This is a genomic window from Enterocloster lavalensis (assembly GCF_046603895.1).
Taxonomy (GTDB): domain Bacteria; phylum Bacillota; class Clostridia; order Lachnospirales; family Lachnospiraceae; genus Enterocloster; species Enterocloster lavalensis.
On the sequence record NZ_CP176637.1, the window covers coordinates 5,625,406 to 5,646,978 of the forward strand.

General features: G+C 55.5%; 21 protein-coding genes. 17 read left to right on the forward strand and 4 right to left on the reverse strand.

Features of this window, described 5'->3' with window-relative positions:
* Positions 1–628: 628 nt before the first annotated feature.
* Genes rsxC through ACK2JC_RS25255 form a run of 6 tightly spaced genes read left to right on the forward strand, consistent with a single transcriptional unit; the run spans position 629 to position 5,760 of the window.
* The gene (rsxC, locus tag ACK2JC_RS25230) at positions 629–1,954 is read left to right on the forward strand and encodes an electron transport complex subunit RsxC (RefSeq protein WP_007713263.1); all 1,326 of its coding nucleotides are present in this window, start codon (positions 629–631) and stop codon (positions 1,952–1,954) included.
* A 15-nt stretch (positions 1,955–1,969) separates the two neighbouring features.
* Positions 1,970–2,920 (forward strand): RnfABCDGE type electron transport complex subunit D, encoded by a 951-nt coding sequence (locus ACK2JC_RS25235; RefSeq protein ID WP_024735041.1) that lies wholly within the window; start codon positions 1,970–1,972, stop codon positions 2,918–2,920.
* Position 2,921: 1 nt separating this feature from the next.
* On the forward strand, positions 2,922–3,536 hold the full coding sequence (locus ACK2JC_RS25240; protein WP_092361051.1) for an FMN-binding protein: 615 nt from the start codon (positions 2,922–2,924) through the stop codon (positions 3,534–3,536).
* An 11-nt stretch (positions 3,537–3,547) separates the two neighbouring features.
* Positions 3,548–4,339 (forward strand): electron transport complex subunit RsxE, encoded by a 792-nt coding sequence (rsxE, locus tag ACK2JC_RS25245; RefSeq protein WP_007713257.1) that lies wholly within the window; start codon positions 3,548–3,550, stop codon positions 4,337–4,339.
* Positions 4,340–4,352: 13 nt separating this feature from the next.
* Positions 4,353–4,955 (forward strand): electron transport complex protein RnfA, encoded by a 603-nt coding sequence (locus ACK2JC_RS25250; protein WP_007713256.1) that lies wholly within the window; start codon positions 4,353–4,355, stop codon positions 4,953–4,955.
* 16 nt (positions 4,956–4,971) lie between these two features.
* Positions 4,972–5,760, forward strand: coding sequence for an RnfABCDGE type electron transport complex subunit B (locus ACK2JC_RS25255; protein WP_007713255.1), 789 nt, complete (start codon positions 4,972–4,974; stop codon positions 5,758–5,760).
* 176 nt (positions 5,761–5,936) lie between these two features.
* Here ACK2JC_RS25255 and ACK2JC_RS25260 read toward each other — a convergent pair whose 3' ends face one another.
* A complete protein-coding gene (locus tag ACK2JC_RS25260; protein ID WP_227170558.1) occupies positions 5,937–6,236 on the reverse strand; it encodes a type II toxin-antitoxin system PemK/MazF family toxin in 300 nt (99 codons plus the stop codon).
* 6 nt (positions 6,237–6,242) lie between these two features.
* Positions 6,243–6,485: an AbrB/MazE/SpoVT family DNA-binding domain-containing protein gene (locus ACK2JC_RS25265; protein ID WP_320936439.1), complete on the reverse strand. Its 243-nt coding sequence runs from the start codon at positions 6,483–6,485 to the stop codon at positions 6,243–6,245.
* A 234-nt stretch (positions 6,486–6,719) separates the two neighbouring features.
* On the opposite strand from ACK2JC_RS25265, the gene ACK2JC_RS25270 reads away from it, so the two are divergent.
* Together ACK2JC_RS25270 and ACK2JC_RS25275 are read left to right on the forward strand one after the other, a co-directional pair.
* The gene (locus ACK2JC_RS25270) at positions 6,720–7,706 is read left to right on the forward strand and encodes an alpha/beta hydrolase (RefSeq protein WP_276951335.1); all 987 of its coding nucleotides are present in this window, start codon (positions 6,720–6,722) and stop codon (positions 7,704–7,706) included.
* Positions 7,707–7,722: 16 nt separating this feature from the next.
* The gene (locus ACK2JC_RS25275; protein WP_320936440.1) at positions 7,723–9,741 is read left to right on the forward strand and encodes a PHB depolymerase family esterase; all 2,019 of its coding nucleotides are present in this window, start codon (positions 7,723–7,725) and stop codon (positions 9,739–9,741) included.
* A 102-nt stretch (positions 9,742–9,843) separates the two neighbouring features.
* Here ACK2JC_RS25275 and ACK2JC_RS25280 read toward each other — a convergent pair whose 3' ends face one another.
* Positions 9,844–11,619: a sigma-54-dependent transcriptional regulator gene (locus tag ACK2JC_RS25280; RefSeq protein ID WP_320936441.1), complete on the reverse strand. Its 1,776-nt coding sequence runs from the start codon at positions 11,617–11,619 to the stop codon at positions 9,844–9,846.
* A gap of 232 nt (positions 11,620–11,851) precedes the next feature.
* Here ACK2JC_RS25280 and ACK2JC_RS25285 point away from each other — a divergent pair, with 232 nt between their 5' ends.
* The 9 genes from ACK2JC_RS25285 to ACK2JC_RS25325 all read left to right on the forward strand — a co-directional run bounded on the left by ACK2JC_RS25285 (position 11,852) and on the right by ACK2JC_RS25325 (position 20,287).
* Entirely contained in the window at positions 11,852–13,144 is a 1,293-nt protein-coding gene (locus tag ACK2JC_RS25285; protein ID WP_320936442.1) for a four-carbon acid sugar kinase family protein, read from the forward strand.
* Positions 13,128–14,288, forward strand: coding sequence for an iron-containing alcohol dehydrogenase (locus tag ACK2JC_RS25290; protein ID WP_227170562.1), 1,161 nt, complete (start codon positions 13,128–13,130; stop codon positions 14,286–14,288). The genes ACK2JC_RS25285 and ACK2JC_RS25290 overlap by 17 nt, the downstream gene beginning before the upstream one ends.
* A gap of 3 nt (positions 14,289–14,291) precedes the next feature.
* A complete protein-coding gene (gene dapA / locus ACK2JC_RS25295; protein ID WP_320936443.1) occupies positions 14,292–15,191 on the forward strand; it encodes a 4-hydroxy-tetrahydrodipicolinate synthase in 900 nt (299 codons plus the stop codon).
* Between the two features lie 47 nt (positions 15,192–15,238).
* The gene (pdxA, locus tag ACK2JC_RS25300) at positions 15,239–16,246 is read left to right on the forward strand and encodes a 4-hydroxythreonine-4-phosphate dehydrogenase PdxA (protein ID WP_118754233.1); all 1,008 of its coding nucleotides are present in this window, start codon (positions 15,239–15,241) and stop codon (positions 16,244–16,246) included.
* 27 nt (positions 16,247–16,273) lie between these two features.
* Entirely contained in the window at positions 16,274–17,140 is an 867-nt protein-coding gene (locus ACK2JC_RS25305) for an exo-alpha-sialidase (RefSeq protein ID WP_368272037.1), read from the forward strand.
* Between the two features lie 60 nt (positions 17,141–17,200).
* The gene (locus ACK2JC_RS25310; RefSeq protein ID WP_368274722.1) at positions 17,201–17,434 is read left to right on the forward strand and encodes a hypothetical protein; all 234 of its coding nucleotides are present in this window, start codon (positions 17,201–17,203) and stop codon (positions 17,432–17,434) included.
* A 16-nt stretch (positions 17,435–17,450) separates the two neighbouring features.
* A complete protein-coding gene (locus ACK2JC_RS25315) occupies positions 17,451–18,734 on the forward strand; it encodes an SLC13 family permease (RefSeq protein WP_320936444.1) in 1,284 nt (427 codons plus the stop codon).
* A 121-nt stretch (positions 18,735–18,855) separates the two neighbouring features.
* Complete coding sequence (locus ACK2JC_RS25320) at positions 18,856–19,815, forward strand: calcium/sodium antiporter (RefSeq protein WP_118754185.1); 960 nt, start codon at positions 18,856–18,858, stop codon at positions 19,813–19,815.
* Between the two features lie 19 nt (positions 19,816–19,834).
* Positions 19,835–20,287: a YhcH/YjgK/YiaL family protein gene (locus tag ACK2JC_RS25325; RefSeq protein WP_320936445.1), complete on the forward strand. Its 453-nt coding sequence runs from the start codon at positions 19,835–19,837 to the stop codon at positions 20,285–20,287.
* Between the two features lie 122 nt (positions 20,288–20,409).
* Here the strand turns inward: ACK2JC_RS25325 and ACK2JC_RS25330 are convergent, their stop codons facing one another.
* Positions 20,410–21,318 carry an Abi family protein gene (locus tag ACK2JC_RS25330; protein ID WP_320936446.1) on the reverse strand — a complete coding sequence of 303 codons (909 nt, stop codon included), beginning with the start codon at positions 21,316–21,318 and terminating at the stop codon, positions 20,410–20,412.
* Positions 21,319–21,573: the final 255 nt, after the last annotated feature.

Below are 21,573 nucleotides of genomic sequence, written 5' to 3' on the forward strand. Positions count from 1 at the left end.
ATGGGGCTTTCCGCGGCGCCCTGGGCGGATTTTTCTAAGAAATTGTTCAAATTCCCTCCGGAAAAGGGGGATGACCGGCGGAATGACGGCCGGATACATCCTGGAAAATGATGGTATACCACCTGCCGGACGGCCTGGCTCCCATTTTGGGATACCGCCGGACTCTGTTAAAAAGGCGTAAAAATGCCGAAAAATCGTTAATTTATAGGCAAAGTCGGTTTGTGGGAGCGGAGCGGGAGGAAGCGCCCTGACTCCCGGAGATTCGACTGGGAAAATAAGGGAACACTGCGCACATTGTATTTTTTGAGATACAGTGTGTCGAATGTTGGAAATTGAATAAAAAACTTTGACAATTTCAGACAAAAATGGGGCTGATTTTGCAATTTAGTAAATAATTAACGACATAATTAAAAAAATAACGATGTGAAATGAATTGTATACAATTTTAAATTGTGGTATACTATGAAAGCATGTATACACAACAGTAACGATTCAGCCGTGCGTCAGTTTGCGCGGACTCAGGTTTTCTGCCAGCAGGAATGTGATACGGATATCACCGATGTCACCCAAAACTGTTGCACAGCTGAATCGTTACGGAAAATTATTGAAGAAAGAGGGTTAGAATTCCATGGGTTTGGCAACTTTTAAGGGCGGCATCCACCCCTACGAGGGCAAGGAACTGTCAGAGAACAAACCGGTTCAGGTTCTGGAACCTAAGGGCGAGCTGGTTTATCCCATGTCCCAGCACATCGGGGCCCCGGCGAAGCCTCTGGTCGCGGTAGGAGACCATGTCCTGGCTGGCCAGAAGATCGGAGAAGCGGGCGGGTTCATTTCCGCCAATGTGATCGCTTCCGTATCCGGTACTGTGAAAAAGATCGAACCGAGGCGTATGGCGAATGGCGCGATGGTGCCTTCCATTATCGTGGAGAACGACGGGGAGTACAAAGGGATCGAGGGTCTTGGGGAAGACCGTGATCCGTCCGGGCTCTCCAAGCAGGAGATCCGCGACATCGTAAAGGAAGCGGGTATCGTGGGACTGGGCGGCGCGGGCTTCCCGACTCACGTAAAGCTGACTCCCAAGGATGAGAACGCAATCGAGTACATATTGGTGAACGGCGCGGAGTGCGAGCCATATCTGACCAGCGATTACCGCATGATGATCGAGGAGCCGGAGAAGATCGTGGGCGGCCTGAAGGTGATCCTTCAGCTGTTCGACAACGCCAAGGGCGTGATCGGCATCGAGAACAACAAACCCGAGGCCATCGCAAAGCTGACGGAGATGGTCAAGGATGAGCCGCGCATCACGGTGTGCCCCTTAAAGACCAAGTACCCCCAGGGCGGTGAGCGTTCCCTGATCTACGCCATCACCGGCCGGAAGGTGAATTCCTCCATGCTGCCCGCCGACGCAGGCTGTATCGTGGACAATATCGACACCGTGATCGCCATCTACATGGCGGTCTGTAAACGCACGCCCCTGATGCGCAAGATCATCACTGTGACCGGGGATGCGGTGACGGATCCCAGAAACTTTAACGTGAAGCTGGGAACCAACTACCAGGAGCTGATCGAGGCTGCGGGCGGCTTCAAGACCGAGCCGGAGAAGATTCTGTCCGGCGGCCCCATGATGGGCCAGGCGCTGTTCGATCTGGACATCCCGGTGAGCAAGACCAGCTCCGCGCTGACCTGCTTTACCAAAGACCAGGTGGCGGCCATGGAGCCGACTCCCTGTATCCGCTGCGGCAAGTGCGTCAGCGTGTGCCCCAGCAAGATTATTCCGGTTATGATGATGGAAGCCGCGCTGCACAACGACTGCGAGAAGTTCGAAAAGCTGAACGGCATGGAGTGCATGGAGTGCGGAAGCTGCACCTATGTATGTCCCGCGAAGCGCCCGCTGACGCAGGCCTTTAAGGATATGCGGCGTACCGTCGCGGCAAACCGCAGGAAGAAAGGGTAGGAGGGGACAACTGTCATGAGTAAATTATTAAACGTATCATCATCCCCGCATGTGAGAAGCAGTGAGACCACCCAGAGCATTATGATGGACGTGGCGATCGCCATGATTCCCGCAGCCGCTTTTGGCGTGTTCCACTTCGGCTTCTATGCGTTGCTTGTGTTACTTGTAACCGTTGCGGCCTGTGTCCTCAGCGAGTACATATTCGAAAAGTATATGAAGAAGCCCATCACCGTGCGCGACATGAGCGCGGTTGTGACCGGCATGATCCTGGCGCTCAATATGCCCCCGGAGATTCCGCTGTGGATTCCCGCCCTGGGCGGCGTGTTCGCCATCATCGTGGTGAAGCAGCTCTACGGCGGCCTGGGCCAGAACTTTATGAACCCGGCGCTGGCAGCCAGATGCTTTTTGCTCATCTCCTTTGCGGGCAAGATGACGGACTTCACCAGCAAGAAGGGCAGCACCTTCCAGTTTGACGGCATTTCCAGCGCCACCCCCCTGGCTACCTTAAAGAGCGGCGGCGTGGTGGACGTACCGGCCATGTTTACCGGTAATATCGCCGGAACCATCGGCGAGGTGTCCGTGATCGCACTGCTTCTGGGCGCGGCTTACATGCTGGTCAAGAAGGTTATCACCATCCGGATCCCGGCGGCCTACATCATCACCTTTGTGATCTTTATCGTGCTGTTCGGCGGACATGGTCTGGACTTTAACTTTATCGCGGCTCACCTGTGCGGCGGCGGCCTGATCTTCGGCGCGTTCTTTATGGCCACCGACTATGTGACCAGCCCCATCACCCCCAGAGGACAGATTGCCTTCGGCGTGCTCCTGGGCGTGCTCACCGGACTGTTCCGTCTCTTCGGCGGCTCCGCGGAGGGCGTGTCCTACGCCATCATCATCAGCAACATCCTGGTTCCGCTGATTGAGAAGGTAACCCTTCCCAAGGCATTCGGAAAGGAGGGCAAGTAATATGAGCAAGTCAGGATTTATGAAAGACGCAGTGATTCTGTTTGCAATCACCCTGATTTCCGGCTTTCTGCTGGGCGGCGTATATCAGCTGACCAAGAAGCCCATTGAGATTGCCACCATTAAAGCCAACAACAAGGCATACAAGGCCGTTTTTAACGAGGCCGAGACCTTTGACCCGGACGACAGTCTGACCGCGGCCGTGGAAGCCTGCAATACGGCGCTGGCCACCATGAACTACGGAAACGTAGCCGTGGACACGGTGCTTAAGGCCAACGACGCGAACAAGAACCAGCTGGGTTACGTGATCGTGGCGCACTCCAACGACAGCTACGGCGGCGAGGTGAAAATCTCCGTGGGTATGAAGGAGGACGGCACCGTCACCGGCATCGAGTTTTTGACCATCAGCGATACTCCCGGACTGGGCTTAAAGGCCAAGGAAGACGATTTCAAGAACCAGTACGCGGGCAAGAACGCGGAGGCCCTGACGGTAAAGAAGGGCGGCGGCGCAGGCGAGACCGAGATCAACGCCATCAGCGGCGCGACCATCACGTCCAGCGCGGTGACCAATGCGGTGAACGCTGCGTTATATTTTGTGCATAACTGTATCAATCAGTAGGAGGTGGGAAAATGAACAAATGTACAGAACGTTTATATAACGGTATTGTGAAAGAAAACCCAACCTTCGTGTTGATGCTTGGCATGTGTCCGACCCTGGCGGTTACGACCTCCGCGATCAACGGCCTGGGCATGGGACTTTCCACTACCGTAGTTTTACTGTTTTCCAATATGATTATTTCCGCGATGCGTAAGATTATCCCGGACCGCGTGCGTATTCCGGCTTACATCGTAATCGTGGCGTCCCTGGTTACCATCGTTCAGCTGCTGCTCCAGGCCTATGTGGATTTCCTGTACGCGGCTCTGGGCATTTACATTCCTTTGATCGTGGTAAACTGTATCATCCTGGGCCGCGCGGAGTCCTACGCGTCCAAGAACGACGCCGTTTCCTCCACGTTTGACGGAATCGGCATGGGTCTTGGTTTCACCGTGGCCCTGACCTGTATCGGACTGGTCCGCGAGCTTTTAGGCTCCGGCGCCGTGTTCGGCAAGGTGCTGATCCCCGAGGATTTCCACATCGCCATCTTTGTTTTGGCTCCCGGCGCATTCTTCGTGCTGGCGATCCTAACCGCGCTTCAGAACAAGTTCAAAGCGCCGTCCGCAACCAACGGTTCCGTGCCCCAGTCCAAGCTGGCCTGCGGCGGAAACTGCTCCACCTGTACCGGTAGTTCCTGCATGGCAAACCATGAGATTCTGGACACCAGAAAGCGTCAGGCGGAGGAAGAGGCTCTGGCTAAGAAGAAAGCGGCCCTGGCCAAGAAGGAAGCGGAACTGAAGGCGGCGACAGCCAAGAAGGAAGATTAAGGAGGGTGGATAGATGAAAGAATTATTGTTAGTTGCCATTGGATCCGCTCTGGTCAATAACGTGGTTTTAAGCCAGTTCCTGGGGCTTTGTCCGTTCCTCGGCGTTTCCAAGAAGGTAGAGACTTCGGCAGGTATGGGCGCGGCCGTTATCTTCGTTATCACCATCGCGTCGTTTGTGACCAGCGTGATTTACAAATTCATCCTGGCCAACGAGCACTTCATCATCAACGGAAAACCGGTGGATCTGGCATTTCTTCAGACCATCGTGTTCATCCTGGTGATTGCGGCTCTGGTTCAGTTTGTAGAGATGTTTTTGAAAAAGTCCATGCCCTCCCTGTATGAGGCGCTGGGCGTGTACCTGCCCCTGATTACCACCAACTGCGCGGTGCTGGGCGTGGCTCTGACCAACGTACAGAAGGGTTACGACATTCTGACGAGTGTTGTGAACGGCGTGGGTATCTCCGTGGGCTTCACCATTGCGATTATCATGCTGGCCGGCATCCGCGAGAAGATCGAGCACAACGACGTGCCGTACTCATTCCAGGGTTCTCCCATCGTTCTGATTACCTCGGGACTTATGGCAATCGCATTTTTCGGATTTTCCGGATTAATTTAGAAGGAGGAGAAGGAAAATGGTTACAGGCATTATTTTAGCGGCAGCGGTCGTCGGTATTCTGGGCATTCTGATCGGAATATTCTTAGGCGTTGCCAGCGAGAAGTTTAAAGTGGAAGTGGACGAGAGAGAGATTCTGGTCCGCAACGAGCTGCCGGGCAACAACTGCGGCGGCTGCGGATACGCGGGCTGTGACGCCCTGGCCAAGGCCATCGCGGCGGGCCAGGCCGACGTGGGCGCATGTCCGGTGGGCGGCGCTTCCGCGGCGGAGAAGATCGGCGCCATCATGGGCGTGGCCGGCGGAGCCGCCGACAAGAAGGTGGCCTTCGTCAAGTGCTCCGGCACCTGCGACAAGACCAAGGTGCAGTACAACTACTACGGCGTGGACGACTGCCAGAAGGTTTCCGTGGTACCGGGAGCCGGGGAAAAGGCCTGCGCTTACGGATGTATGGGCTACGGCTCCTGCGTGAAGGCCTGCGCCTTTGACGCCATCCACGTGGTGGACGGCGTGGCCGTGGTGGATAAGGAGAAGTGCGTTGCCTGCGGCAAATGCGTGGCTTCCTGTCCCAACCACCTGATCGAGCTGGTGCCCTACAAGGCCGAGCACCTGGTGCGCTGCAACTCCCACGACAAGGGCAAGGACGTGAAAGCGGCCTGCGCGGCCGGCTGTATCGGCTGTACGCTCTGCACCAAGCAGTGCGAGTTCGACGCCATTCATATGGAGAATAACCTGGCTGTGATTGATTACGAGAAGTGCACCAACTGCGGGAAGTGCGCGGTGAAGTGTCCGGCGAAGGTGATTTTGTAGGAGTGGAAGTTTAGAGATAGCGATGGTATGTTTAGGCTATTTCTGAATGAGAAAAATAAAGATGCTGTCTAATCGAGAGTTTGATGATTAGGCAGCATTTTTGATATTATATTAGGAATCAGAGTGACTTCTTTAAACCGTTGGCTGGCGCTGGCGGTTTGTTTTATTTTCTTTCATTAATAATCGAAGATGCTTTGTATCGCATCGGTGATGTTGATAATATCATGATAATTAATACGATCCAGCTTTTTAAAACCTCTCACTTTGAGATCCAGCAGTTTCATCTGTTCGCACAGAACAAAACCGTCCACATTTTTCGCTGCGATTTTTATATGCAATGGATCTGGGATGGTGGATTTCACAACTGGGCACACAATAGCTACTTCGGCAGCGTTGAAAAAATTCTTACTGACTATAAGGACGGGCCCCTTGATTTTTTCAATCGATAAGATATCTCCCTGTTCAATCGGCAGCATAGTCCTCTACCACCCTTCCCGGCCGATTGGTTCACCCCATTCAAATTCATCGTAGGGTCCCAGCTTTCCACCAAATTCTTCGGCCCGTTCTTCAAGCGTGCGGTGTTTGAACATTTTTTTCAGTATAATGTTGCCGTCTACTACTTCGATGTCTAAAAAGTCATTATTCTGAATTCCGGCTAAGGTCAGAAGCTCTTTGGACAGGCGGATTCCCTGACTGTTTCCCCACGGTTTTACCTGTGTAATCATATAAATGCCTCCTTTCAGTATATACAAAGTATATCCTAAAAAGTTCTTGTAATCAATACATAGATTCAAAATTGAGTGTGTTTCGTTTAGGAACAAAATGATGAGGATAAGTTCTAATTTAGAATGGGCAATAAAAAGTGTTTTGACATGAAACGAAAATGAGATATCATTCGATTGCATTTCCCTGAAATTCTCTTTAAAATAATAGATATTTCAGATGGGAGGTATTTGATTATGTATGTTCCGCCAACCGTAAAACCTTTATGTCCGCCGGAGGAAAAGCCGCGGTTTGAAGATGTGGCCTATGCGACCGTCAAGCTGGATGATGGGCAGGATTATACCCTGAAACTGGATATTTACCAGTCTGCCGGGCAGGATAAGCCCGGCCCCTGTATCATCTATATTTTTGGCGGCGGCTTTATGTGGGGAGAGTATAAGCAGGTTACGCAGAAGGCGGTTTACTGCCGTGACCTGGTCCGTTTGACCAGGGAGGGCTACACCGTGGTGTGCCCGGACTACCGGCTGGTGAGCCAGTCCATTTTTCCGGCGTGTATCAACGACGTCAAGGGTGTGGTGCGTTTTCTGAAGGCAAACGGGGAGAAGTATCACATTGATCCTGAACGCATCGGCGCTCTGGGCAACTCGGCGGGGGGCTGCCTGGCGTCTATGCTGGCATTTAGCTCGAAATGTGAGGCGCTGGAAGGGGATGTGGGCGGCAACCTGGAGTATGACAGCTCCATCAAGGCTGCGGCAATCTTTTATGCTCCCGCGGACCTTTGCCAGAGCATCCGCACCAGCGCCGCGGCTCTGGACGGCCCGCCCAAGGATCTGACCGGCACGGAGATTGAAAATGTGGGCAATGACAAGGCGAATATTATTCCGGCCCTGATTGTGGGCTACACCGGCCCGGGGAGGAGCCTGCACACGCTGAACCAGGTGCTGGAGAGCAATGATCCCAGCCACCCGGACTGGCATTTTATCGAGCTGACAAAGCTGTGCAGCCCCATTACCCATGTGAGCGCGGACTGCCCGCCGGTGGTCATTTTCCAGGGCGCGCGGGACCAAATCGTGGACCCGGAGCAGAGCGAGCTTTTGTACCACGCGCTGGCGAAGGCGGGGGCGGACGCCACCTTTGTGGCTTATTCCGGCGGCGGACACGGCCCTTCCCTGGGGGAGGAGATCGACCAGTTCGCCTACAGTTTTTTGAAAAACAGGCTGTGATGGGAGGGCTGGATACGTGAACGAGGGGAACGGATTTTACATGTATGTCTCCACAAGGGCCTGCTATGACCCGGCTAAGACTATTTTTATTTTTGCGCCAGGGGAGGAGGCGGGGGATATGACGTCGGCGGAGGGGTTCGCCGTCCGGTCGGGCTGGCAGGCGCTGGCTGAGTACGACGGGGCGGTGCTGATCCTTCCGCTGGCTCCGATGGGGTGGAAGGCAGAAGCGGCCGACCTTCCGGGGCAGATTTACGATCGGATTCGGGGCGGAGTGGAGAGCCGCAACGGAAAGAGCCTGTTCGGGCGGGGCGGGAAGATTTGGTGCTGGGAGACCATGATTTATCTGGCTGGATACGGCGACGGAGCGGTGTTTGCCGGAAACTGCCTGGTGGCGGAGCCGGGGCGGTTTGCGGCCGCGGCTCTGATTGGGGGAGCGCCGGAGGACTATTCGGCCGGGAAGAAGCGCTCGGGTCATTGGATGGTGCCGGAGATTGGCAGTGATTATGGGGTGAGAAACGACCAGATTCCCTGCAGCCTTTGGCTGATTGGGGCGCAGAAGGAGGAGACCAGACGGGCCTTGGATTACTTCGGGGTCTCGGGCGGGCTTGGGTGGGAGCCGAAGCAGATTTCCATGGGGATGTGCACGGCGGCCTGTTATGAAAATGAGGCAAACCCGGCTCAGCGGCTGATGGTTTCGGAGGGGACGGAGGTTTCTGGTATGGCCCTGGCCCACACTATTCTGGACGCGTATTTTGACCGCACCGTCCGCTGGAAAACGGGGCCGGACGGGACGCTGGCACTTCACCTGGGGCGGACGGAGTTTTATCAGTCTAACCGGTTTATCCACCGCTCTGTGACGGTGGGGTGTCTGGAGTATGCATATTCGGTGCATTTACCTGAGGGATGTTCTGCGGAGGACGTGAGGGGATTGCCGCTGCTGTTCAGCGTTCACGGCAGGGGAGAGCCTGCCTGGCTCTTTGCCGAGAAGAATGGCTGGGACGTGCTGGCGGATGAGACCCGGGCATTTGTTCTGGTCTGCCCGGATTCGCCGGGGAATATCTGGCAGCTGGAGCGGGACGGGCTGGCCTTTGAAGCGATGATTGCGCAGATTTGCGGGGATTACGGGCTGGACCGCACCAGGGTGTATCTGACCGGATTTTCCAATGGCGGCGCGATCACCCGGGAGGTTGGGACTACATGGCCGGAGCTGTTCGCAGCTATCGCGCCGTTTAACGCGCCCGTAAATGCGCCGGGGCTGGTGGCGGCGGAGGTTGTGAACCCGGTGTTTCTGTCGTCCGGGTATGAGCTGCCCTACTGGGTATGCGTTGGGGACAGGGACCCCGCCGCAGGGACGGATGTGGACGGACAGCTGGAGGTGATGCTGGCGGCGAATCGTTGGGCGGGGGGTTCTGAAGAGAGGACGGCGGTTCGCTGTGGGGGCAGTTCTGAAGAGAAGGCGGTTCGCTGTGGGGGCCGTTCTGAAGAGAAGGCAGCCGTTTGCTGCGGGGGCCGTTCGGAAGAGAAGGCGGTTCGCTGTGGGGGCAGTTCTGAAGAGAGGACGGCCGTTTGCTGTGAAGGCTGTTCTAAAAAGGACCGCGCCGTTCGCGATGAAGGCTGTTTTAAAGAAAGTTCCGCTGTTTGCTGTGAGGGCCGTCCTGAAGAGGGGGCCGCCGTTTGCTGTGAGATCCATTCTGAAGAGAGGGCAGCCGTTCGCAGTGAGGGCCAATCTAAAGAAGGCCACACCATTCGCCGTGAGGCCCATTCCAAAGAGTGCCGCGCCCTCCCTACCCATTTCCTCCCTGATGAAATCCGCACCGTCGACAACTACTACACTACCTCCCAGGGCTACCTCCAGGGGGACCGGTTCAAAACCCTGGTCTACCACGGCCCGGACGGGCTGCCCCGGGTGGCGTTCACCATAATGAAAAACATGCCCCACGGGGCTATCCCCGAGCAGAGCCGGGCCGCCTGGGAGTTCCTGCGGCATTTCCGCCGCCCGGCAGGGAGCAGGCAGGTAGAGTACCTGACGGATTAGGGAATAGCTTGCTTTAAGGGACGCCCCGCAATGCCCGGAGAATCCCTCGGTACGCCAGGCGGGAAGGAATTTTTACACACCACAAACCTGCCGGGCCACTCCCTATTTCTCCTCATTCAGATACCGCCACAAGGTCGTCCTCCCGATCCCCAGCCGTTTCGCAGCCAGTGTCTGGTTGCCGCCGCACTGGGAGAGGACGACCTTTACAATTTCCCGGGTCATCTCGTTTAGGGACCGGTTGTAGTCGAAGAAGTCGGCTGTGGTGGGGACGTACTGGCGCTTTTCCTTCTCGATGGCCTCGTACACCGTGTCCCGCTGGATATACGCGGTGGAGGTGAGCATCACCAGCTCCGCCAGCACCCGTTTCAGCTGCATGAAATTGTCCGGCCACTGGTAGCTCATCAGCAGGGACAGGGCCTCGGGCGTGAAGCCCACGATCTGTTTGGACATCTCCACATTCATGGCGTTGAGGTACAGGTTGCTGGAGCTCTGGATATCATCGGTCAGCTCCCTCAGCGGCGGCATGTAGATGGTGGTGCAGGGCAGATAGTCGATAAAGCTTCTGGAGGGGTCCGGGGAATCCCGCTCCAGAGTCTGGGAGCAGGAGAGGATGATCCGGTTGCGCTTGTGGGCCCCGGTGTCCACCAGAAAGGACAGAAGCCGCTCCTGCTGGTTTTTGGACAGGGCCTGGATATTGCTGATGAAAATGGTGTTGTTTTTGTCGTTCAGCGGCGAATTGTAGTTGCTGATCACATAATTCCAGGTCCGCTCGTTGAGGATTTGGCAGTCGATGGTAATATAGGGATATTTCTGCATGGAGCTTTCCAGATAGAGCTTGGCCGCCAGCTGGTTTTTCCCCGAGCCCCGCTCCCCCAGAATCATCACCGGAAGGGTATTCTGGTTGATCAGCCGGATTTTCTCCTCCATCAGCCTGGCGCTGGAGGTCAGGGAATAGAAACTGCTGGAGTACATCACTGAGACCTGGGTATAATTGGAAAATCGGATGCCGTGCTTGCTCCCGCCCACCGGGAAGGGGTTCTGCTCCAGGCAGAAAATGCAGCAGGGTTCCCCCAGGAAATCCGCCTCCTCCGCCGTGATGGAGTACAGGTCATTTTCAATCATGTGAAATGCCTTGGCGGACATGGAATGGGGGGATTCCATCAGTTTTTTCAGATACCCGGTGACGGCCGTGATATTCTTCTCATTGTAGGTGGAGAACAGAATGGTTCCATCCTGCTTCATAATAATGGTTTTCATGCCCTGCATGTCCAGGGCCTTTGTGAACAGGCGGCTTCTGGCTTTGGTCTCCGCCACGGCCCGGCACATGTTGACGGAATACTCGATGGCGATATCGATGCTCTCCGGCCCGGACAGGATCAGGATCGGCTCCATGCCGGCCTCCCGTGCCATCATCTCGGTGATCACGTCGCAGAGAATGAAATTGCAGCCCCCGGCCTTCAGCTTCCTCAGCACAGGGCCCAGCTCCTCCGGGCTGTGGATGGTGACGATGTTCATGCGGTAATTCATCATCTCGCACAGGACGCGGGCGGGCTGGGTGACGGTGGGATAACCCACCACGGCGTAGGCTTCGGTGAGATTCCCCACCAGCAGGATCGCCCGCAGAATATCGTTGATGTTCAAAGTGATCTCGATAACCGGGATGGTGGCCACCGGACGGATCAGCTCCGCGGTTCCGCCCCGGGAGATCAGGATATCAAAGCCCTCGTCCATGTGCTGCAGGGCCAGCTGAACCCCGTCCTCCAGGTTCCCCGTGTAGACCACCATCTCGATCTCTTCATATTTCGCTGCTTCCGCGACCATGGCATTTCTCAAATTCTCGTAAGGCGCAATTCCCAGTATGCGGTATTTCTTTTCCATATGATTTAATTCCCCTCTCCTGTATGCCTTCTGAATTCCTGTAAAACTGTTTCATTATGAAAATATAATATCATAAAATAGAAATAAAAACAATAACGTTTCAAAAAAGAACAAAAATCCCTATGTTTTTATTTGAAACTCGCGTCAAAAAGCGCTATTCTATAACCACAGAGAGAAACCAAGACACATGTTTCAAATCAAAACATATCGCAGACTGGCGGGAGGTGAGACATTGGTTGAATTGATGATCATTGCGGACGATTTCACAGGCGCTCTGGATTCGGGGGTGCATTTCGCGGAGAAAGGAATCCGCACCAGAGTGATTGTCAGCATGGAAAATGACAGAAGCTGGGAGGAGGGCCTTCGGTCCGGGGAGACCACGGTGCTGGTGGTGGACGCGGAGACCAGGCACGCTTCGCCGGAGCAGGCAGGGCGCAAGATAGACGCCATCGTGTCGGACGGCAAAAAAGCGGGAATCCCTTATATTTATAAGAAAACAGACTCAGCCCTCCGGGGAAACATCGGAAGCGAGCTGGAGGCGGCCCTGAAAGCGTCGGGGGAACAGGTTTTAAGCTTCGTGCCCGCCCTGCCCCGGATGAACCGGATCACCAAAGGCGGGAAACACTATATCGACGGTCTACCGGTCAGCCAAAGTGTATTCGGGAACGATCCCTTCGAGCCGGTCACCCGGGACAATGTAGCGGAAATCATCGGTTTGCAGAGCAGGATCCCCGTAATCATTGCAGAGGACCCGGAACAGCTGAGCGGCAGAGAATCCGGCATTGTGGTATACGACGCCTTGAGCGAAGCGGACATCGAGCGGATCGGCGCCAAGCTGGCCGCATCGGGACAGAGCCGCCTGCTGGCAGGCTGCGCGGGGTTCGCCTCCATTTTGCCGGAGCTTTTGGGCCTGGAACGCAGGGAACCGGAGGCGGCCACGCTGGAGAACAGGCTGTTCGTGATCTGCGGCAGCGTGAACCCCATCACGAAAAAGCAGCTGGATCGGGGGGAACAGGTAGGATTCCCAAGATTTTACATAAGACCGGAGGAAAAGCTGGATCGGGAATTCTGGAGATCGGGAGCCGGAGACCGGCGGGTCCGGCAGATAACGGAAGCTGGAAACGGCAGAGACTGCGTTATCCTGGACACCAACGACCGGGAGGGGACGCCGGACACCCTGGAGTACGCCAGAGGGCTTGGCATGGACACCGAAGCGGTGCGACAGAGAATCCCGGAAACCCTGGGAATCATTTTAAAACAAATGCTGGATGCCGGGCTTGACGCCGTCTGGCTGGTCACCGGCGGGGACACGCTGCTGGGATTCATGAAGGAGATCGGGCAGTGGGAGCTTAAGCCCATCCGGCAGATTCGCCCGGGCTGCGTGCTGACGAAGCTGGATTACAACGGCCGGGAATATCACATGATCACAAAATCAGGCGGCTTCGGGGATGAAAACCTGCTGCCGGAGCTGACGGAAGAATTAAAAGGAAAACAGAAAGGCGAGGAAAATGGGATATCAGATTAAAATTCCTTCCTGCGTATATTCAGGAATGGGAAGCATTGAGGATGTTCAGACAATCTTAAAACAGGAGTCCGCCAAAAAGGCCCTGGTATTCACCGACAAGGGAGTGGCCGGAGCGGGGCTTTTAGACAAGCTGCTGGCCGTGCTGGAGCGCTGCGGCGTGGACTATCAGGTGTTCGACGAGCTGAAGCCGGAACCCGCCTACGGCGACGTGGAGGCGGTGGTGGAGCAGATGAACCGGGAAAACGGCGACATTATCATCGCCATCGGCGGCGGCAGCGTCATGGACGCGGCCAAGCTCTGTTCCCTGTTAAAAGGCTCCGATTACAAGGTAAAGGACCTGCTGGACAATCCGCTTTTAGCGTCCAAGCAGCTGAAAACCGTGATGATCCCCACCACCTGCGGCACCGGCTCCGAGGCCACCTGCAATGCCATCGTGGCCATCCCGGAGGAGCAGTCCAAAAAGGGCATTGTGAACGCGGAAATGATACCGGATTACGTGATCCTGGACGCGCAGATGATCGCCGGGCTGCCCGCCTCCATCGTGGCCGCCACCGGCGTGGACGCCCTGGCCCATGTGGTAGAGTGCTACACCTCGAAGAAAGCGACCCCGTTAAGCGACACCTACGCCGCGGCGGGCGCGAAGCTGATTTTCCGCAACATTGAGCGGGCTTACGAAAATCCCTCCGACATGGAGGCGAAGAACAACCTGCTGCTGGGCGCGTTTTACGGCGGCGTGGCCATCACCGGAAGCGGCACCACCGCGGTTCACGCCCTGAGCTATCCCCTGGGCGGCAAGTACCACATCCCCCACGGCGTGTCCAACGCCATACTGTTTGCCCATGTGATGGCGTTCAACAAGGACGCCTGCGCAGAACGGCTGGCGCAGCTCTGCGACGCGGTGTACCCGGAACAGTCGGCGGGGAGCGGGGAGGAAAAGGCGGATTACATGATCGGGCGGATCGCCGCAATCGTGAAGAACACCAACATCCCCACGAATCTGGAAGCCTTCGGCGTCAAAATGGAAGATCTGGACTTCCTGGTGGACGCGGGGAGCAGGCAGCAGAGGCTTCTGGTCAACAACATGAAGGAATTGAGCCTTGAAGACATTCGTTCCATCTATTTGAACGTGCTGAAGGAGGATTAAAACGTGACAGAGATCAAAGGAATTATCGCGGCAATGCAGACTGCCATGCATGAGGATGGCAGCATCAACGAGGCGGAGCTCCGCAGACAGATCAACCGGCAGATCGACGCGGGAGTGGACGCGGTGTTCTGCCTGGGCACCAACGGCGAGTTTTACATCATGTCCGCCGAGGAAAAAATCCGGGTGATGGAGATTTTCGTGGACGAGGTAAAGGGCCGGGTTCCGGTGTACGCGGGCACCGGGTGCATCAGCACCGAGGAGACCGTGGCATTGTCCAGAAAGGCCCAGGAGATCGGCGTGGACGTGCTCTCCGTCATCACCCCCTATTTCGCGGCCATCAGCCAGGAAGAGCTGTACCAGCACTACGCCCAGGTGGCGCAGGCGGTGGACCTTCCGGTGGTAATGTACAACATCCCGGCCAGAACCGGTGCGTCCCTGGCTCCGGCCACCGTGAAGCGCCTGGCGGGCGAATTTAAAAATATCGCAGGCGTCAAGGATTCCAGCGGCAACTTCAACAACATTCTCCAGTACATCCAGGAAACCGAGGGTTTGGATTTCGCAGTTCTCTCCGGCAACGACGCCCTGATTCTCTGGACCTTGTTGGCAGGCGGCAAGGGCGGAATCACCGCGATCGCCAACATCCTTCCCACGGTTATGGTGGATATCTACCAGAGCTATCTGCGGGGGGACATGGAGGGCGCGAAGAAGGCCCAGAACGCCATTTCCAAAATCAGGGAATGCTTCAAATACGGCAACCCCAACTCCGTTGTCAAGTGCGCCACCAACCTGATCGGACAGCCGGTGGGGCCCTGCAGAAAGCCCTTCGGCATTTTACCCCAGGAGGCGGTGGAGGCGATCCAAAGGACCATCGACACCTACTACGGGGAGTACAAAAATAAGTGACAGTCCAGGAAAGGAGAACGGCAGTTATGAAAATAATCGGTATTACCATGGGTGATCCGGCCAGCATCGGCCCGGAGATCACCGCGAAGGCATTGTCGGACCCGGCGGTCTATGAGCGCTGCAAGCCGCTTGTGGTGGGAGATGCAGCGGTGATGGAGGAGGCATTAAAGATTACCGGCCTCTCCGGCAAGCTGAAAATCCATAAGATCGGGGATGTCAGCGAAGCGCTGTACGAATACGGCATCATCGACGTCTACGACATGGGGATGGTGGACATGAAGGAGCTGAAGCGGGGAGAAGTCTCCGCCATGGCCGGAAACGCAGCCTTCCAGTATGTGAAGAAGGTCATTGAGCTGGCCATGGACGGCCAGGTGGACGCCACGGTGACCAACGCGCTGAACAAGGAAGCCATGAACCTGGCGGGGCACCATTACTCCGGCCACACCGAGATTTACGCGGACTACACCGGCACAAAGAAATACACCATGATGCTGGCCCACGAGAACCTGAGAGTGGTCCATGTGTCCACCCACGTTTCCCTCAGGGAAGCCTGCGACCGGGTGAAGAAGGACCGCGTTCTGGAGGTGATCCGCATCGCCCACCAGGCATGCCGTAAGCTGGGAATCCCGGAGCCGAAAATCGGCGTGGCGGGCCTCAACCCCCACAGCGGAGAGAACGGCATGTTCGGAAGGGAAGAGATCGAGGAGATCACCCCTGCCATCCAGGAGGCCAGAGCCGAGGGAATCCTGGCGGACGGACCGGTTCCGCCGGACACCATTTTCTCCAAAGCCAGGGGCGGCTGGTACGACATTGTGGTGGCCATGTACCACGACCAGGGGCACATTCCCTTAAAGGTGGTGGGATTTGTATACAATCATGAAGCACAGAAATGGGACGCGGTAGCCGGAGTGAATATCACCCTGGGCCTGCCCATCATCCGGGCCTCTGTGGACCACGGAACCGCATTTGACCAGGCGGGCACGGGCCTTGCCAGCGAGCTGAGTTTGATCAACGCCATGGATTACGCCATCCGCATGGCTGAAACCAAAGAATAATACCGTAAAAAAGGAAGGGGAACGATTATGGAATACGCAAAATTGCCAGGGTTGACACCGGACGGAACGATGTATTGGAACGAGGAAATGGGGACTGTGGAGGCGGTTCTCCCGCCGGGGGGCTACAAGACCGCCCACGGGCCGGGGCTTTTGGAGCTGGAAAACGGGGATATGCTCTGCGTCTGGTTCGCAGGTTCATTTGAGGGGAACGCGGACGTGAACGTGATCTGCGCCCGCCTGAAAAAGGGAGCGGACCGGTGGGAGGAGCCGGTTCTGGTATCCCATGATCCCGAGCGGAGCGAGCAGAACCCGTCCCTTTTCGCAGGGCCGGACGGAAAGGTCTGGGCCATGTACACCTCCCAGCTTTCCAGAGTGGAGGGCAAGGACAACATGCAGTTCACATCCGTGATCCGCTGCCAGAAGAGCGCGGACGGGGGCGAGACCTGGAGCGATTACGAGACCGTATTCCCGGAGGAGGGAAGCTTCTGCCGCCAGCCCATCCAGGTGCTCTCCAACGGACGCTGGATCTTCGGAAACTGGATCTGCACGGACTCCGAGCTGGGGCTCACCGGCGATCCCACCGCCTTCCGCATCTCCGACGATCAGGGTAAGACCTGGAAAATGGTGGATATGCCTGAGAGTAACGGCGCGGTTCACGCCAACGTGGTGGAGCTGGAGCCGGGTCACCTGGCAGCCTTCATGAGAAGCCGCGCGGCGGACAATATCTACCGCAGCGAGTCCCTGGACTACGGCGACACCTGGACCAAGCCGGTTCCCACGGTTCTGCCCAACAACAACTCCAGCATCAGCGCGGTGAAGCTTGCCAGCGGAAGAATCGCCGTGGCCTACAATCCCACCTGCACGCCCTGTCCCACGCCGGGCATCGCTTCCTAGCCGGGCCTGCGCTGCCCCGTAGCCGTGGCGCTGTCCGAGGACGGCGGCCTCACATTCCCCATGATCCGCTATATGGAGCGGGGCGAGGGCTACATGGGAGACGAGAACAAGACCAACAACCGGCAGTATGAATACCCCTATATCATGCAGGGCAGGGACGGCAGGCTCCACCTGGCATTTGCCTACAAGGACCGCCTCAGCGTGAAATATATGAGCTTTACGGAAGAGGACGTCATGGGCAAAAAGCGCGAGACGGTAGGACTCTACAATCCGACCTCAGCCAAGGTCCAGTGAGAAGGAGGAAAATGAAATGACAATCCAAATGATTCTTGCCCTTGCAATACTGGTGATCATGATCGGGCTGATCATGTTCGACGTGCTCCCCTTCGGCGCGCCGCCCCTTCTGGCCTGTATGCTGCTGGTGGTAACGGGACTGTCCACCGTGCCCGAGGCATTTGCCGGATTCACAAACTCCAGCGTGATCATGATCGCCAGCTTCATGGTGGTGCTGGCGGGCGTGCAGAAGACCAGGGCCATGGATAAGGTAAAGGAAGCCCTGATCGCCCTGGTAAACAGAGGCGGCTACAAGAGCTACGCCCTGCTGGTGATCGTGGTCATGGTGGGCGCCAGCCTGGTGGGCGGCGGAAATACCGGCTACTATGTGCTGATTCTGTCCCTGATTTCCACCATCCCCTACACCAAGAAAATGCCCACCTCCAAGCTGATGATGCCTCTGGGTTTCGCCACCAACCATCCGCTGATCCGCATCAACGTGGCCCTCTATTACGGCGTGGTGAGCTCTGTTCTGGAGACGGCGGGCTTTATGGAGCCGGTATCCATGATCAAGTTCTCGGCGGTGAACTTCGCCATGGCCGTGGCCTTCCTGGCCTGGTCCCTGGTGGCCTATAGACTGCTTCCCGACCATCCCATCGCGGCGGCCGAGGAGGATGCCCACGAGAAGATCGAGAAGACAAAAGCGGTTCCCATGGAGCCCTGGAAAGAAAAAGTAACCGTTGTGGCCTTCGTGGTTAGCGTGGTGGGCATGATGCTCATCAACACCCTGGGCAACATGGCCTATGTGATTCCCGGCCTGTCCGCCATGGCGTTGCTCTTCATGAAGGTGGTTGATTTTAAGGAGTTCCGCGAGAACATGTTCGCTCCGGTAATCCTGATGATGGCGGGCGTCATCGGTGTGGCCGACGCCCTGGCCAATTCCGGCTTCACGGCCATGATCGGCGAAGCCATCGCAACCGCCCTGGGCACCAGCGTGGCGCCCCTTCTGGTCATCATCCTGTTCGCGCTGCTGACCAGTACCTGCGCAACTTTCACCGGTTCCAACATGGGCTCCGTGTACATATTCGCACCCATCGCCATCGCGGCCTGCATGAGCCTGGGCCTCAATCCCACCGCAGCCGCGGCAGCGGTGGTGGTATCGGGATGGCAGGGCGGCTACATGCCCATCGACGGTATGCCCGCCATGATCATGGGTATGGGCAAATACAAGCTGCCGGAATTCTGGAAATTCACGGTGCCCATGTATCTGATCCGCATCATCGCGCTGAGCGTGGCGGCGGCTGTGATTTTCCCGATGTAGCGGGTTGTTTCGCCGCAGCAGGTTTCCCCTCGCCGCGGCAGGTTTTCCCAGCATAACAATTCAGGCGGCTGGCCGGAAGCAATTTCCGGCCAGCCGTCCCTAAGTCAAAGGAGAAATGAGCATGTTTATTTGCGTATCGCTGTTTATCGTCGGCCTGGTCTGCCTGATCAAGGGCGGAGACTGGTTTGTGGACGGCGCCACGGGCATTGCCCGTAAATTTCATCTGCCGGAGCTGCTGATCGGAGCCACTGTGGTCTCCATTGGAACCACGCTGCCGGAGGTTATGGTCTCCACCACCTCCGCGCTGACGGGCCACAGCGAGATGGCCTACGGGAACGCCATCGGTTCCGTGATCTGCAATACCGCGCTGATTGCGGCCATCACCGTGGCCATCAAGCCGGGGAAGATTAACCGCGAGACCCTGCGCACGCCGGTGTTGTTTTTCTTCATCGCAGCCGTCATTTACACTGGCGTGGCCTATTTCCTGGGGTATTTCAGCCGTACTATCGGGTTCGTGCTGCTGGGGATCTTTGTGGTCTATATGTTCACCACGGTGTCCCAGATGAAAAACAGCCCTCAGGCCCCGGAGGACGGGGATGAAAATGTACGGTCCCTGGGGGTGAATCTGGTGCTGCTGGTGATCGGCGCGATACTCATCGCGGTGGGCGCTAAGCTGCTGGTGGAGAACGGAACCCTGATCGCCCAGGCGATGGGCGTGCCGGAATCCGTGATTGCGTTGACTTTCGTGGCCCTCGGAACCTCCCTGCCGGAGCTGGTGACGGCTATCACCTCCCTGGTGAAGGGGCACGGCGCTCTTTCCCTTGGAAATGTGATCGGCGCCAATCTGTTCAACCTGGTGCTGGTCAGCGGCGTTTCCGTATCCCTGGCCCCCTTCAGCGTTCCCCAGAGCGCGGTGCTCTTCGGGCAGAACGCTTCCCTGGTACTGGACATCCCGGTTATGCTGGCGGCCATGCTGCTTTTGACGGTTCCGGCCCTGATCCGTGGCAGGCTCTCACGGGTACAGGGAGTGCTGCTGCCGGTGCTGTATTTCGCCTTCTGCGGAATCCAGTTTTCGCTGTGAGAGAGGAGGCGGTTGTGAGATGATAATCGATCATGTGGACAATATTTTGAAGTATGAGGCGCTGCTGCCGAACCTGAGGAAGGGGCTGGAGGCGGTTGCTGCGGTGAAAAACGGCGCTGGACTTGCGCCAGGACGGTATGAGTTTGAGGGCGGATATTTCATGGTACAGCAGGGCGAGACAAGGCCCATCTCAGAGGGGACTTTCGAGGCCCACAGAAACTACATCGACGTCCAGATCATGGCGGAGGGCAGCGAGGAGATGGCCTGGGAGGACGTGCGCAGGCTGGAGACCGTGATCCCGTACCAGGAGGAGAAGGACGCAGAGCGGCTGACGGGAAAACGGGAGCATGTGGTGAAGATTACAGAGGGCATGTTTTACGCCGCTTTTCCCTGGGATGGGCACCAGGCGGTGGCACATACGGGGGAGAGGCAGAGGTTTTTGAAGGTGGTGGTGAAGCTGGGGGTGGGGTGAAAAAGTATCTCTCCATATAAAATGGCGAAGTGTTTATCGTAACACTTCGCCGAAAGCCTAATCGGTTTGAGCACAATATGCTTGATTAGGTCTGCCTTATATTCTATGCTTAAAATCAGATTCTAAACACTTAAATGTGCGTTCCAGTCCGTGGGAAAATTCATTGCGCCAAGGCTGATAATTTTTTTATTGTCTTGAAATAACGTATTCAACTCGCTGACAAATGTTTTCCACTCATCATCAGATGATCTCAAATATTTCATTGCCAACAAAATTTGATATAAACCGTTATGAGCTGGAGAAGGCGTAATTTTATCGACATCAAGTATCTGCGGTGTTGTATGTATCGTTCTATTGTATATTCTGGAATTATGTGCGCACATATTACGCAACACTGCAACTGCCTGTATCCAAGATGTAAATATCTTTAGTGACGGGTTTACCAAATTTCCTTTTTTAGATATATATTTATAATTGTTTGCTAAAACTGAATATGCACTTCCCGGACCAGTTTTCAAATTTTTAATTATTTTCGATAATGTCCCAAACGATATTACTTCCACTACTGCCCATACCGGTACTTCACCTTCGTGTTTATCAAAATTGTGTTTAATAAACACATCGTTGGAGCGCGCTATCTCGGAAGCTATTGTTGACATATTCTGCCAGTACATTTTCTTGTCATTGAAAATTGACGAATCCTGCAAAATCAATGCCTCTCCATAAATCAGCAAAGACTCAACCAGACGAACTCTTAATGCAACTTCTATTTTTGATATCATGGAGAAAATAATATCAGAAAGTTGTTGATCAAAATGATACAATTTCAGGATATCATCAAAATTGATTCCTGGAATAAATTTTTTTGAAGAGTTGTCATATAGTTGAAAAGAATATCCTCTAAGACGATAATATCCAATTGTTTTTAATGCCTTTTCTACCTCATCTTTAGAAGCAATCTCCATACCTGCATCAATATATGACTGTATCTGCTGTGCGATCGTTAATATTTGTTTTGGATACTGAAACATAAATCCCCCATAAATGAGAAAGTCCCACCGGGTTGCGCATGAAAATCAGAGGCGTGGTGGGTTCTGTTAATATTATTATACGTGTTTATGCATATTTGTCAAGATGGGTGTTTCTTTTTTCTTTTGCGGCTTTTTCTTTTGCGTTACCCTTTCGAGTTTCCACAGTTATGCAGTCATGCTCCGTCGTTGCATTCCAGCCGTATTCCCCCCTTATTGTACCAGTCAGATAGCCTGTGCTATAATGGCGGAAAAGGT

Coding starts and splice junctions, on each gene's coding strand:
- rsxC (WP_007713263.1), top strand. CDS start 629: ATGGGTTTGGCAACTTTTAAGGGCGGCATCCACCCCTACGAGGGCAAG.
- ACK2JC_RS25235 (WP_024735041.1), top strand. CDS start 1,970: ATGAGTAAATTATTAAACGTATCATCATCCCCGCATGTGAGAAGCAGT.
- ACK2JC_RS25240 (WP_092361051.1), top strand. CDS start 2,922: ATGAGCAAGTCAGGATTTATGAAAGACGCAGTGATTCTGTTTGCAATC.
- rsxE (WP_007713257.1), top strand. CDS start 3,548: ATGAACAAATGTACAGAACGTTTATATAACGGTATTGTGAAAGAAAAC.
- ACK2JC_RS25250 (WP_007713256.1), top strand. CDS start 4,353: ATGAAAGAATTATTGTTAGTTGCCATTGGATCCGCTCTGGTCAATAAC.
- ACK2JC_RS25255 (WP_007713255.1), top strand. CDS start 4,972: ATGGTTACAGGCATTATTTTAGCGGCAGCGGTCGTCGGTATTCTGGGC.
- ACK2JC_RS25260 (WP_227170558.1), bottom strand. CDS start 6,236: ATGCTGCCGATTGAACAGGGAGATATCTTATCGATTGAAAAAATCAAG.
- ACK2JC_RS25265 (WP_320936439.1), bottom strand. CDS start 6,485: ATGATTACACAGGTAAAACCGTGGGGAAACAGTCAGGGAATCCGCCTG.
- ACK2JC_RS25270 (WP_276951335.1), top strand. CDS start 6,720: ATGTATGTTCCGCCAACCGTAAAACCTTTATGTCCGCCGGAGGAAAAG.
- ACK2JC_RS25280 (WP_320936441.1), bottom strand. CDS start 11,619: ATGGAAAAGAAATACCGCATACTGGGAATTGCGCCTTACGAGAATTTG.
- ACK2JC_RS25290 (WP_227170562.1), top strand. CDS start 13,128: ATGGGATATCAGATTAAAATTCCTTCCTGCGTATATTCAGGAATGGGA.
- pdxA (WP_118754233.1), top strand. CDS start 15,239: ATGGGTGATCCGGCCAGCATCGGCCCGGAGATCACCGCGAAGGCATTG.
- ACK2JC_RS25305 (WP_368272037.1), top strand. CDS start 16,274: ATGGAATACGCAAAATTGCCAGGGTTGACACCGGACGGAACGATGTAT.
- ACK2JC_RS25310 (WP_368274722.1), top strand. CDS start 17,201: ATGATCCGCTATATGGAGCGGGGCGAGGGCTACATGGGAGACGAGAAC.
- ACK2JC_RS25315 (WP_320936444.1), top strand. CDS start 17,451: ATGACAATCCAAATGATTCTTGCCCTTGCAATACTGGTGATCATGATC.
- ACK2JC_RS25320 (WP_118754185.1), top strand. CDS start 18,856: ATGTTTATTTGCGTATCGCTGTTTATCGTCGGCCTGGTCTGCCTGATC.
- ACK2JC_RS25325 (WP_320936445.1), top strand. CDS start 19,835: ATGATAATCGATCATGTGGACAATATTTTGAAGTATGAGGCGCTGCTG.
- ACK2JC_RS25330 (WP_320936446.1), bottom strand. CDS start 21,318: ATGTTTCAGTATCCAAAACAAATATTAACGATCGCACAGCAGATACAG.